This window comes from Rhizobium sp. RAF36 (assembly GCF_052114105.1).
Taxonomy (GTDB): domain Bacteria; phylum Pseudomonadota; class Alphaproteobacteria; order Rhizobiales; family Rhizobiaceae; genus Rhizobium.
Map to the genome: position 1 here is coordinate 184,112 of NZ_JBFREC010000010.1, position 12,294 is coordinate 196,405.

Consider the following 12,294-nt stretch of genomic DNA (forward strand, 5'->3'; position numbering starts at 1 on the left):
TCAGGCGATCCGCAGCTGGCTCTGCGGGTCGAAGAACACCGCCTTGTCGAGATTGAAGGCAAGGCGAGTGTTCGTGCCCGCCTCGATGCCGGCATCCGCGCCGAGGCGCGCGACGACGGATTTGCCGCCGAGCTTGGTGACGGCGAATGTATCCGCACCCGCGGGCTCGACAACTTCGATCATGCAATCACCGTGCGACACCGATTTCGCCTTGCGATCGACGCCATCGAGATCGGTCAGCGCTTCCGGGCGGATGCCGAAGATCACCGGCTTGCCATTGTAGCTCGTCAGGCTGTTGTTGCCCGAGGGCACCGGCAGCTTCAGCGGCTCCGCATTCGGGCGGTCGAGCGAGACCTGCAGACCGCCGGCACCGTTTTCAACGGTCGCGTTCAGCAGGTTCATCGCCGGCGAACCCATGAAGTCGGCGACGAAGACGTTGGCCGGGCTGTTGTAGATTTCGGCAGGCGTGCCGAACTGCTGCAGCACTCCATCGCGCAACACGGCGATCTTGGTTGCCAGCGTCATTGCCTCGATCTGGTCATGCGTCACATAGACGATCGTCGTGCCCATGCGCTGGTGCAGGCGCTTGATTTCGGTGCGCATGTCGACGCGCAGCTTGGCATCCAGGTTGGACAGCGGCTCGTCGAACAGGAAGACCTGCGGATTGCGCACCAATGCGCGGCCCATGGCGACGCGCTGGCGCTGGCCGCCGGAAAGCTGGCTCGGCTTGCGATCCAGCAGATGGCCGATCTGCAGCATTTCCGAGACCTGCTTGATCGCCTTCTCGCGCTCTTCCTTCGGCACGCCACGGATTTCCATACCAAAGGCGATGTTTCCCGCCACCGTCATGTTCGGGTAGAGCGCGTAGCTCTGGAACACCATGGCGATATCGCGTTTCGACGGATGCAGATCGTTGATCGCCCGGCCGTTGACGCGGATTTGGCCTTCGGTGATCGTTTCCAGACCGGCGATGGTGTTGAGCAGCGTGGACTTGCCGCAGCCGGACGGGCCGACAAGCACGAGGAAGCCGCCCTCTTCGAGCTCGAGATCGATCCCCTTGAGGATATCGACGGCGCCGAAGCGCTTCTTGAGACCGGAAATTTCAAGGAAAGCCATGGATTATCCTTTGACGGCGCCCGCCATGAGACCGCGCACGAAATAGCGGCCGGCGAGAATGTAAACGAAGAGCGTCGGCACGGCGGCGATCATCGCCGCGGCCATGTTGACATTGTATTCGACCACGCCGGTCGAGGTGTTGACGACGTTGTTCAGAGCCACCGTCATCGGCATGGACTCGCCTGTGCCTGCGTAAGCCGAGGCGAACAGGAAGTCGTTCCAGATGTTGGTGAACTGGTAGATGACCGTCACCACGATGATCGGCAGCGAGTTCGGCAGCATGATCCGGCGGAAGATCTGGAAGAAGCTGGCGCCATCGACCTGGGCAGCGCGCACCAGCTCGGTCGGGAAGGCTTCATAGAAGTTCCGGAAGAACAGCGTCGTGAACCCGAGACCGTAGACGACATGCACGAAGACCAGATTGACCGTCGGGTTGCCGAAACCGAAGTTCATGCCCGTCGCATTCTGCAGCGTCATGCCGAACCGGCCGAACATGCCGAGGATCGTCGCCATCGGAAGCAGCACCGACTGGAACGGGATGAAGCAGGCAAACAGCATCAGGCCGAAAACCAGCGTATGACCCGGAAAGCGCCACTTCGTCAGCACGTAGCCGTTCAGCGCACCGAGCACCGTGGAGATCGCGACGGCCGGTACGACCATCTTGATCGAATTCCAGAAGTAGCCCTTGATGCCGGCGCAGGTCAGGCCGACGCAGGTCTCGCCCCAGGCCTTGAACCAGGGATCGAGGGTCGGCGCCTGCGGCAGGGACAGCATGTTGCCGTTCTGGATCTCGTCCATCGTCTTGAACGAGGTGACGAGCATCACGAAGAGCGGCATCAGATAGAGGATCGCGAAGATGATCAGCAATCCGTAGATCGCAGTACGGCCGATCCAGCGGCTGTTATTACCGCTCGAAACGGCGGGAGAGATGACGTTGCTCATCGGGATTTCTCCCTCAGTTCGGAATAGAGATAGGGAACGATGATCGCCGAGATCGTCATCAGCATGATGATCGCGCTGGCCGAACCGACCGCCATCTCGTTCCGCTTGAACGTATATTCATACATGAAGTTCGATGGCAGCCAGGCCGAACCGCCGGGTCCGCCCGACGTCAGCGCGACCACCAGGTCGTAGGACTTGATCGCCATGTGGGCGAGCACGATAAAGGCAGACAGGAACACCGGGCGCAGCATCGGAATGATGATGCGGCGGTAGAGCTGCAGCGTTGAAGCGCCATCGATCTGCGCCGCCTTGATGATCTCGCCGTCGATCCCGCGCAGACCCGCCAGGAACATGGCCATGACGAAGCCGGACGCCTGCCAGACGCCAGCGATGACGACGGTATAGATCACGAAATCCTTGTTCTTGATCCAGTCGAAATGGAAGCTCGTCCAGCCGAACTGGTGCAGCGTCTGCTCCAGGCCGAGGCCCGGATCGAGGAACCACTTCCAGGCGACGCCGGTGACGATGAAGGACAGCGCCATCGGATAGAGGAAAATCGGGCGCAGCACGCCCTCACCGCGGATCTTCTGGTCGAGCAAGATCGCCAAGAGCAGACCGAGTCCTAGGCAGATGCCGATATAGAGGAACCCGAAGATCCCCATATTGGTGATCGACGTGTACCAGGACGACGGCGGATCGCTCTCGAACGTCCAGCGCCACAGGCGCTGATAGGCGCGCGGGCCGGTCAAATCGTAAGACGGAAAGGTCTTGGAATTGGTGAAGGAAAGATACGCCGTCCAGACGATGAAGCCATAGACGAAAACGATCGTGATCAGGAAGCTCGGCGCCAGCACGATCTTCGGCAGGGCATCCTGCAACCGGCCGCGAATGGACGCGCGGGTCGAAGGACTGGAGGTCAGGACCGGATCGGTGGTCGCAACAGTGCTCATGAAATCAATCTCCTCCCCGCAGCATACCTGCAGGGCGCAAAGGCCTCCCCGCACTGTGCGGGGAGGCCGGATGTCGGACAGGTATTAGCGAGCGTCGTCGATCGCCTGGACGAGCTGGGTCACAGCTTCGTCGGAGGTCTTGATCTGGCCGTGAACGAACTTGGAAACGACGTCCTTATAGGCATTGGCGATTGCCGGAGGCGCGCCGTAACCCTGAGCGAGCGAACCGAACAGCGTGCCGCCGTCGTTTGCCTTCTTCAGGTCGGCGATACCCTTCTTGCCGCAAGCGTCGAAGGCCGTATCCGGAACGTCGGTACGGGCCGGAACCGAACCCTTGACGACGTTGAAGGCCGACTGGAAGCTCTTCGACAGCGTTGCCGTTGCGAGCGCCACCTGAGCGGCCTTGCGGTCTTCAGGAACGTTGAACATGCCGAACATGTCGGAATTGTAGATCACGCTGCCATCGGTGCCCGGGAAGCGGTAGCACAGGAAGTCCTTATCCGGGGTCTTCTTGGCAGCGACGAATTCGCCCTTCGCCCAGTCGCCCATGACCTGAACCAGAGCATCACCCTTGATGACCATGGCGGTTGCCAGGTTCCAGTCGCGGCCCGAGAAATTCGGGTCGACATACTTGATGATCTTGGCGAGGTTGTCGAAGGACTTCTTCATCGTGTCGGACTTCAGAGAGTCTTCGTCGAGATCGTTGAAGGCCTTCTTGTAGAATTCAGGACCGCCGGTCGACAGGACGATCGAGTCGAACATCGTGGCTTCCTGCCAGTTCTGACCGCCGAGAGCGAGCGGGATCACACCTGCTGCCTTCGCCTTGTCGAGAAGCGCGATCAGGTCATCGAAGGTCTTCGGCTCGGTGCCGCCGATCTTGTCCATGACAGCCTTGTTGATCCACAGCCAGTTGACCGAGTGAACGTTAACAGGGGCAGCGACCCACTTGCCGTCGTAAACGGAGAACTTCTGGAGAGCCGCCGGAACGGACTTGTCCCAGCCTTCCTTCTTTGCAGTCTCGGTCAGATCGCCCATGACGCCTGCCTGAGCGTAGTCGAGAACGGTGTAGCCCAGCATCTGCGATGCGGTCGGGTAGGTGCCGGCAGCAACCATCGCCTTCAGCGCGGTCATTGCAGCATCGCCACCACCACCGGCAACCGGCACATCCTTCCAGGCGTAACCTTCCTTGGAAAGATCGCCCTTCAAGACGTTGAGAGCCGCAGCTTCACCGCCCGAGGTCCACCAGTGCAGCATCTGCACTTCCTTGACGTCGGCCGCGTGAGCGCCGAACGCAGCCATCATCACGGCAGCAGCAGCCACCGAGCCCAAAAACTTGCGCATAGTCTTCCTCCCGTTTGCAAGTCGGCAGCGAAAGCCTTTTCCGCCACCCTGATGCTTCCCACTCGCCGAGTGAGCAAACATGCCGCCGCCTCCCGGCTGCGGTTGACAATTTAAAACGATATAAATTACGCGGCGTCAAGTCTTTCTCGGCTTCCGAGAAAAAAGATTATTAATGACTCAAACTACTGAAATTGCTATGTAATGCGTATTATCGCGCTAAAATCGCAAAAATTTAAAACGTTTTCATAACTTTATTGCTTGCAATGCATCTGCCCGTTATGTTGATTGCCGCAGCCCAGGAAGGCCAAGTTGACCGATCCGATGAAGCCGCCCCGCGGCGAAAACCAAGACAATCTTCTGAGACGTGGCAAGCCGACGCTGCGCACGATCGCCAACCTGACCGGTTTGGCGGTGACGACGGTTTCGCGCGCGCTCAGCGACGCACCGCAAATCTCGCTGGAAACCCGCGAACGGGTGCACAAGATCGCCCGCGAAATCGGCTATCTCCCGGATCGCGCAGCGCAGCGCCTGAAAACCGGCCGCACTAATGTCATCAGCATCCTGCTCGACTCGCACCAGGAAGTCGTCGGCTTCGGCACCTCGATCATGTACGGCATTGCCAAGGCTCTGAAAGAGACCTCTTACCATCTGGTGGTGGCGCCGAATTTCCTCTCGACCACAGAGCTCGAGGCGGCCGAATACATCGTCCGCAACAGCTTCGCCGATGGCGTCATCTTTACCCGCACCGAACCCTTCGATGCCCGGGTGCGGATGCTGATCGAAACCGGCTTTCCGTTCGTCAGCCACGGCCGCACCGAATTTTCGACACAGCATCCCTATGTCGATTACGACAACTATGCCTTTGCCTATGAGGCGACGCGCCGCTTGATCACGAAGGGCCGCAAGAAGGTGACGCTCCTGCTGCCGCCACGGCGGCTGACATTCTACCAGCACCTGCTGCACGGCTTCATGACCGCCGTGCGCGAGGCGGGCGCCAGCTATGAGATTTCCGAGGAAATCACGCTCGATTCACCGGCAAGCGCCATCCGCGACTATGTCCGCACGCGCGCTGCCGCCCCCGATGCCCCGGATGGCTTCATCTGTCCTGGCGAGGTGTCGGCCCTTGCGACGATCACCGGCATGAGCGACGCCGGGCTTCAACTGGCCGAGGATTACGATATCGTCGCCAAGGAGCATTCGCGCCTGCTGACCCAGCTGCAGCCTAAGGTCGAGACGATCTACGAAGACCTCGTTGCCGCCGGCGAATTGCTCGGCCGGATGCTGATCGAGCGCATCAACGACCCGGAAGCAGCAGATAACCGCCAGCTCATCCAGACGCCACAGATCGTGTTTCCGCCCTTGTGAGCGCTGCCGACGGCTCAATCTCCGCAAGCAGCGGCAGATGATCGGAGGCGCGGCGTGCCAGCGGATCGGCAATCGCCGTCACCCGCCTGACACCAAGCCCTTCCGAGACGAAGACGTGGTCGATCCGCAGCACTGGCAGCCGCGACGGATAGGTCGGCCGCGGCTTACCACCGGCCAGAAGCTGGGCGTCGCGAAACTGCCGGGCAAGCGTCCGGTATGCAGGCGAAAGCGGAATGGCGTTGAAATCACCGCAGATGATCGACGGCGCACCCTGAAATGCCGGCGACCCGATCCAGTCACTGCCGAGCAGAGCCGCTACCTGCCGTGCCCGGTCCACGCCCCGCAGGCCGAGATGCGTGTTGAGAACGTTGAGGGTCAGGCCGTTGACGTCGACCTGCACCCAGATCGCCCCGCGGGTCTCGCCGACCGAAGGCAGCGGCCCTGCCCGCATCAGCCTGGTCGGTAGCGCGGTCAGGATGGCATCACCATATTTCTCCTCCTCGACGTGCAAGGCTGGATGGAAATGCGACTCCATCTTCAGAAGGCCCGCGATGAGATGCGCCTGATCGACACCTCCCGTCCGCCTGCGGCCAACATCCAGCTCCTGCAGCGCAATGATATCGGCACCCGACTGGGCGATGACATCGGCGACCCGGTGCGGATCGATCCGCCGGTCGGTACCGACGCAGCTATGCACGTTGTAGGTCAGGATCCGGATCGATCGGCCGCCCTGCAGAGGTGAAATACCGGAGAATGTGCTCATGCGGGGGGAACCCGCATTCCGCTTGTTTCGTTCCATAAACTGGAAACTGCAACGCAAGACGGAAAACTCATGCCGGGCAAACGCCTCATCATCAATGCCACCCTCATTCTCGGCCTGCTACTGGCCGCCTACCTTCTCTACAAGGTCTTCAGCCGCTACTCGCTGGACGAGGTGATACAGTCGATCGCAGCGATCCCGGTGTCCAGGCTCGCCGCCGGGACGGGCTTTGCGGCACTCTCCTATCTCTGCTTGACCGGCTTCGACTGGATGGGCCTGCGCTATGCCGGCAAACCGCTGAGCTACCCGAAGGCGGCGGTCGCCTCCTTCACCGGCCTTTCGATCGGCCACAATCTCGGCATCGCCGCCCTGAGCAGCGGCGCCGTCCGTTACCGCTACTACGCCCGCTGGGGACTGAACACCGAGGAAGTCGCCAAGGTGATCCTCTTCTGCGGCGTCACCGTCGGCATTGGCCTCTCGGCCCTCGCCGGTATCGCGCTTCTCGTCAATCCCGGCGATGCAGCCAATCTGTTGCACCTCAGCTCGTCCGGCTTGTTCTTTCTCGGCCTCGCGTGCTTGGGCATTCCCGCAGTCTATGTTCTTCTGGCTGGCACCGTTCGCGCGCCGCTCAAACTGTGGAAATGGCAGTTCCAGATGCCGGAGGTTAAGCTGGCCGCCGGGCAGGTGGTGATCGGAACGCTGAACTTCATCTGCGTTTCCGCCTGTCTGCATCAGATGCTGGCGGCGCAGGGCGAAGCCAGCTTCGTGCAGACGGCAACCGCCTTCGTGCTCGCCAATATCGCCATCCTCCTCACCCATGTTCCGGGCGGGCTGGGCGTGCTGGAGGCAACCGTCAGCCACGTTCTTCCGGGCGCCGCATCGATCGGCGCACTTGTGGCTTTCAGGGTGATCTATTTCATTCTGCCCCTGCTGATCGGCCTGCCGGTCTTCGCCATCAGCGAAATCGTCATCCGCAAGCGGAAAACGGCAAGCTCAGAAAAACACGCTGACCAGACGGCCGACGCGCAGGCGCAACCGCTGTAACGGCCAGTACGGCCTGCGCGGATCGACGATCCCTGTCCCCGGCAATGGACTGGTCCCGCCATGGGCAATATCGACGGCGAATTCCCGCAACCCGCGTGAGCCACGATTCAGCGCCTTTATAGTATCTAGCACCGATCGCTTTTCACTCTCCATCCGCCGCACCTCTTCGGGCTGCGCGTCGAGATGCTCAGCCATCAGCCGGTGGCGAAGCGCGGTGATTGCCTGGCGGTGGCCATCAGTCTCCGCCTCGATCGCCAGATCGCATTCCGTATCCAACCCCTCGGAGCGGTTGTTCAGGTTCGACGAGCCGATGCGGATAAATGCATCATCGACGATCATCAGCTTGGAGTGGATGACGATTTCCTGCTCGCCGCCCTTCTCGTCAGGCACCACGGCATACATGACACGTAGCCGGTCATAACGGTCGACACGCTTTAGCCGGCGGATCAGCCGATCGCGATTGTTGCCCATCGTCAGTTTCTCGATGAAGCCATGCGAACTGCGGGTAACGAGAACCGCGATTTCAGGACCTTCGATCTCCTTCAGCCGCTTGGCGATCTCGCGCGCCACACCGAAAGAGGCCAGATATTGGGTTTCGATATAGATGTGCCTGCGTGCCGCCCGGATCGCATCCCGCGTCAGCCGGAAAGCTTCGTAATGCCCGCGCTTGCCGATCAGCCCGGGTTCGGTCAACGCGATCGCGGCCGTCGCATTGGTCATTTCTGCCGGGACGGCCAACGGCCATTCGGTATCGCTGGCAGCGGCGGGCTCTATCCGCTCGCCGGTCGCCTTTCGCCACCTGCGGCGGGCGACATCGCCGATCAGGCCTGCGGCCTCACCTGACACCATCGACTGCATGTCATGAACGGGTTCATAGGGCGTGCCGTCAGGCGCCTTGCGCAGCGGATTGCCGATCCGGTGATCCGGCTCGTCCCAGCGCCGTGCCGTGAGGTCGATGCCGCCCAGGAAACCCAGGCTGTCGTCGATCGAAACCAGTTTCTGGTGATGACAACCGCGCAGCGGATGGCGCAGATCGAAACGCATGGAGATCTGCGGATGAGACGAGAACCCGCTCTCGCGGAAGAGCCGCAGCGACTTGCCCGAATAGATCGGCCCCATGCCCCAAACAAGAATCCGGATTTGCAAGCCCGGATGCTCATCGGCAAGCGACAGCAGCAATTCCCCGAGCGTTTCGGAACTCTGCTTTGGCCGGAGACGGATATCGGGATTGAAATCCCAGCCGACGATCCAGATCGTCCGGCGGGCTTTCCTGAGTGCCTGATCAAGTGCCGAGAAATAGGCGGATCCATCCACCAGAAACGCCACTTTCTCGGCTTTGCCGGCACGCCAGGCATTGCGGCCGGTGCGAATGATGCCACCCGGGATGGCCGTCACCGCGGCCTTCATCGTGCGCCGGGCCGCTCCGGCAATCAGATCGATTGCATTTGCCGTCTTGCGGCTATCGCCGGCCGCTTGAAAATCCATCATCCTGTGCCGGTGCCCCACGCTTTTTCGATGCGTGCCTCAACGTGCGAAGCGCCGCCACAGTTCCCGTACACCGAACAAAAATTATAGCTCTGCGGAGCGTTGCTGCCGGATCGCGGCGATCATGGCCTTGCCGAGCCGATGCATTTCCCGCATGCCTTGGATAAATCAGGGAGGATGCCGTATGCGAAACTACTCAGCCTGCATTGAATGGCTGTTTGCCGAACCGGGCGACGAATTCTCAAGCCGCATCGATAGCGCCGCAGAGGCCGGTCTGCATTTCATCGAATTCTGGCGCTGGACCGACAAGGATCTCGACGCCATCGAACGCAAACTGAAGAGCACCGGCCTCAAGGTTTCGAGCCTCGTTGCCGAACCGATGATCCCGCTGACAGACATTGCCAATCGCGAAGTTTGGCTCGAAGGCCTGAAGCAGTCCGTCGCGGTCGCAAGGCGGCTCGGCGCCCCGGTGCTGATCGCGCAAGCCGGAGACGACCTGCCCGGATTATCGCGCGACGAGCAGCGTGCCGCGCTGACAGACACATTGCGCGCCGCCGCCGATATCCTGAAAGGCACCGGCGTCCGCCTCGGCGTCGAGCCGCTCAACACGCGCATCGACCATATCGGCTATTTCCTCGGCTCGACGAAGGAAGCACTCGATATCGTCGATGACGTCGACCGGCCGGAAATTGGCATCGTCTACGATATCTACCATTCCGCAGTGATGGACGAGAAAACTGAAGACGTCATCGGCGGGCGCGTCTCCCGCGTCGTCCACCTCCACATTGCCGACCACCCTGGCCGCAATGATCCCGGGACAGGAACGATCGACCTCAAGCATCGCCTCGATTGGCTCTACGCGGAGGGCTACGACGGTGTCGTGGGAATGGAGTACCGGCCCGTAAAACCCGGCCGCGACGGCGTCACGGCAGCAATCGAATCGCTTGGCGGCTGAACAGCAGCGGCCTATCGATCGCTGCCTGCCTCCATACTCCATGGGCTCACCGCCACCAGCTTTTCCAGCCAGTTGCGAAAGGAGACCAGTGGCGGATAGTTTGCGCGCGATTGCGGCCAGGCGAGCCAATAGGTTCCGCTGCCGGTTACCGACGGTTTCAGCAGCGAAAGAAGCCGCCCCTGCTGGATTTCGTCCCTAGCCAGATAGTCGGGCAGCAGCGCCACGCCCAGTCCGGCGATCGCAGCCTGGGTCATGGTCGCGAACTGATCGAAAAGCATGCCTGTGACGTTTTTCGGTTTGATCCCCTGGGCTTCGAACCAGATTGCCCAGGCCTTCGTTCGCGTTTCGAGCTGCAGCAGCGGCAGGTCCAGCACGTCGCCCGCATCGTTGACAGGCTTGTCTCTCAGCAGCGCCGGTGAGATGCAGGCTGTCAGGCGCTCCTCGAAGAGCTCGAGATGATCGGCGTCGCGCCAATCGGCGGCGCCAAAATGGATTGCCGCGTCGAACCCCTCGGCGGCGAAATTGAAGCGCTTCAGGCGGGTCGCCAGGCTGACATTGATCCCGGGATGGTCCTTGAGGAAATCTCCGAGCCGCGGCGCCAGCCATCGTGTGCCGAAGGCGGGCAGGATGGCGAGGGCCAGCGTGCCGCCGCCGGGATTGGCAGAGAATTCCATGCTGCCGCGCTGGATGAGATCGAGTGCCCGGCTGATGTCGCGGCCATAGGCCTGCGCTGCCTCGGTCGGGACCAGCCGCTGCCTGTACCTGTCGAAAAGCGGGCGCCCGAGCTGCTGTTCCAGCGTCTGGATCAGCCGGCTGACCGTGCTTTGCGTCAGATTGAGCTCGCGCGCAGCCGCCGCCGTGGATCCATTGCGCAGCACCGCCTCGAAGGCCGAGAGATGGCTGATATGGGGAAGAAATCGTCTCTGGCGCATGGTCAACCTATGCATCGCATGCATCAACTCATTCGCAAATACAGTTTCCATAGACATAAGGCAATCGATAGACGCATAATTCCGGATGAAACCCATGTCTTTGCCGTGAGGATCGCTTGTCAAACTCTGCCAACACAGTTTCCAAATCATCGTCGAGCGCCTTCGCCTGGGACGATCCTTTCCTGCTGGACGAGCAACTAAGCGAAGATGAGCGGATGATCCGCGACTCGGCAGCCGCTTTCGCCAAGGCCGAGCTGCTGCCACGCGTCCAGGAAGCCTATCTCGACGAGCAGACCGACAAGGGCCTCTTCAAGCTGATGGGCCAGACCGGCCTGCTCGGCGTCACGCTTCCGGAAGAATATGGCGCCGCCAACGCCTCCTACGTCGCCTACGGCCTCGTCGCCCGCGAGATCGAGCGCATCGATAGCGGCTATCGCTCGATGATGAGCGTTCAGTCCTCCCTGGTCATTTACCCGATCTATGCCTACGGCTCCGACGAGCAGAGGAAGAAATATCTGCCAGGCCTCGTTTCGGGCGAGCTGATCGGCTGTTTCGGCCTCACCGAGCCGGATGCAGGCTCCGATCCGGGCGGTATGAAGACCCGTGTCGAGAAGATCGAGGGCGGTTATCGCCTGCGCGGCTCCAAGATGTGGATCTCAAACGCGCCGATCGCCGATGTCTTCGTCGTCTGGGCGAAATCCGAAGCCCACAACAATGAGATCCGCGGCTTCGTGCTTGAAAAGGGCATGAAGGGCCTCTCAGCGCCAAAAATCGGCGGCAAGCTGTCGCTGCGCGCCTCCATCACCGGCGAGATCGTCATGGATGGCGTCGAAGTCGGCGAAGATGCGATCCTGCCCGGCGTCTCGGGTCTCAAAGGCCCCTTCGGCTGCCTCAACCGCGCCCGCTACGGCATTTCCTGGGGTGTGATGGGTGCGGCCGAAGACTGCTGGTTCCGCGCCCGCCAATACGGCCTCGACCGCAAGCAGTTCGGCAAGCCGCTCGCCGGCATGCAGCTCTACCAGAAGAAGCTCGCCGACATGCAGACCGAGATCGCCCTTGGCCTGCAGGGATCTCTCCGCGTCGGCCAGCTGATGGACCAGCAAAAGATGGCCCCGGAGATGATCTCCATCGTCAAGCGCAACAATTGCGGCAAGGCGCTCGATATCGCCCGCCAAGCCCGCGACATGCACGGCGGCAACGGCATCCAGATCGAATTCCACGTCATGCGCCATTCTCAGAACCTGGAAACGGTCAACACCTACGAGGGCACGCACGACGTCCACGCTTTGATCCTGGGCCGGGCGCAGACCGGCATCCAGGCGTTCTTCTAGGGAATCGAGTTAAGACGCAAAAGACCTGCTTAACGCGGGTTTTGTCTATTCTGTTTTGTATCCATGAAGATGA

11 protein-coding genes are annotated in these 12,294 nt (G+C 61.1%); 4 read left to right on the plus strand and 7 right to left on the minus strand.

Annotation, left to right across the window (positions count from 1 at the left end):
- The 4 genes from AB4Z25_RS26300 to AB4Z25_RS26315 form a co-directional block, all read right to left on the minus strand.
- Complete coding sequence (locus AB4Z25_RS26300; protein WP_112537112.1) at positions 1–1,116, minus strand: ABC transporter ATP-binding protein; 1,116 nt, start codon at positions 1,114–1,116, stop codon at positions 1–3.
- Positions 1,117–1,119: 3 nt separating this feature from the next.
- Positions 1,120–2,058: a carbohydrate ABC transporter permease gene (locus tag AB4Z25_RS26305; protein WP_112537113.1), complete on the minus strand. Its 939-nt coding sequence runs from the start codon at positions 2,056–2,058 to the stop codon at positions 1,120–1,122.
- Positions 2,055–3,008 carry a carbohydrate ABC transporter permease gene (locus AB4Z25_RS26310; RefSeq protein ID WP_112385689.1) on the minus strand — a complete coding sequence of 318 codons (954 nt, stop codon included), beginning with the start codon at positions 3,006–3,008 and terminating at the stop codon, positions 2,055–2,057. Before AB4Z25_RS26310 ends, AB4Z25_RS26305 begins: the two co-directional genes overlap by 4 nt.
- A gap of 84 nt (positions 3,009–3,092) precedes the next feature.
- Entirely contained in the window at positions 3,093–4,349 is a 1,257-nt protein-coding gene (locus AB4Z25_RS26315) for an ABC transporter substrate-binding protein (RefSeq protein WP_112537114.1), read from the minus strand.
- 309 nt (positions 4,350–4,658) lie between these two features.
- Between AB4Z25_RS26315 and AB4Z25_RS26320 the strand changes: the two genes are divergently transcribed.
- Complete coding sequence (locus AB4Z25_RS26320; RefSeq protein WP_112537115.1) at positions 4,659–5,714, plus strand: LacI family transcriptional regulator; 1,056 nt, start codon at positions 4,659–4,661, stop codon at positions 5,712–5,714.
- Here the strand turns inward: AB4Z25_RS26320 and AB4Z25_RS26325 are convergent.
- Entirely contained in the window at positions 5,677–6,477 is an 801-nt protein-coding gene (locus AB4Z25_RS26325) for an endonuclease/exonuclease/phosphatase family protein (RefSeq protein ID WP_112537116.1), read from the minus strand. The two genes, AB4Z25_RS26320 and AB4Z25_RS26325, sit on opposite strands and share 38 nt — an antisense overlap.
- 69 nt (positions 6,478–6,546) lie before the next feature.
- Between AB4Z25_RS26325 and AB4Z25_RS26330 the strand changes: the two genes are divergently transcribed.
- Entirely contained in the window at positions 6,547–7,518 is a 972-nt protein-coding gene (locus tag AB4Z25_RS26330; protein WP_112537117.1) for a lysylphosphatidylglycerol synthase domain-containing protein, read from the plus strand.
- Here AB4Z25_RS26330 and AB4Z25_RS26335 read toward each other — a convergent pair.
- The gene (locus AB4Z25_RS26335; protein WP_112537118.1) at positions 7,468–9,006 is read right to left on the minus strand and encodes a phospholipase D-like domain-containing protein; all 1,539 of its coding nucleotides are present in this window, start codon (positions 9,004–9,006) and stop codon (positions 7,468–7,470) included. The two genes, AB4Z25_RS26330 and AB4Z25_RS26335, sit on opposite strands and share 51 nt — an antisense overlap.
- 181 nt (positions 9,007–9,187) lie before the next feature.
- Between AB4Z25_RS26335 and AB4Z25_RS26340 the strand changes: the two genes are divergently transcribed.
- Positions 9,188–9,958, plus strand: coding sequence for a TIM barrel protein (locus tag AB4Z25_RS26340; protein ID WP_112537119.1), 771 nt, complete (start codon positions 9,188–9,190; stop codon positions 9,956–9,958).
- An 11-nt stretch (positions 9,959–9,969) separates the two neighbouring features.
- Here the strand turns inward: AB4Z25_RS26340 and AB4Z25_RS26345 are convergent, their stop codons facing one another.
- Positions 9,970–10,890, minus strand: a complete 921-nt coding sequence (locus AB4Z25_RS26345) for a LysR family transcriptional regulator (protein ID WP_442210062.1) — start codon at positions 10,888–10,890, stop codon at positions 9,970–9,972.
- Positions 10,891–11,006: 116 nt separating this feature from the next.
- Between AB4Z25_RS26345 and AB4Z25_RS26350 the strand changes: the two genes are divergently transcribed.
- The gene (locus AB4Z25_RS26350; protein ID WP_442210055.1) at positions 11,007–12,221 is read left to right on the plus strand and encodes an acyl-CoA dehydrogenase; all 1,215 of its coding nucleotides are present in this window, start codon (positions 11,007–11,009) and stop codon (positions 12,219–12,221) included.
- Positions 12,222–12,294 lie beyond the last annotated feature (73 nt).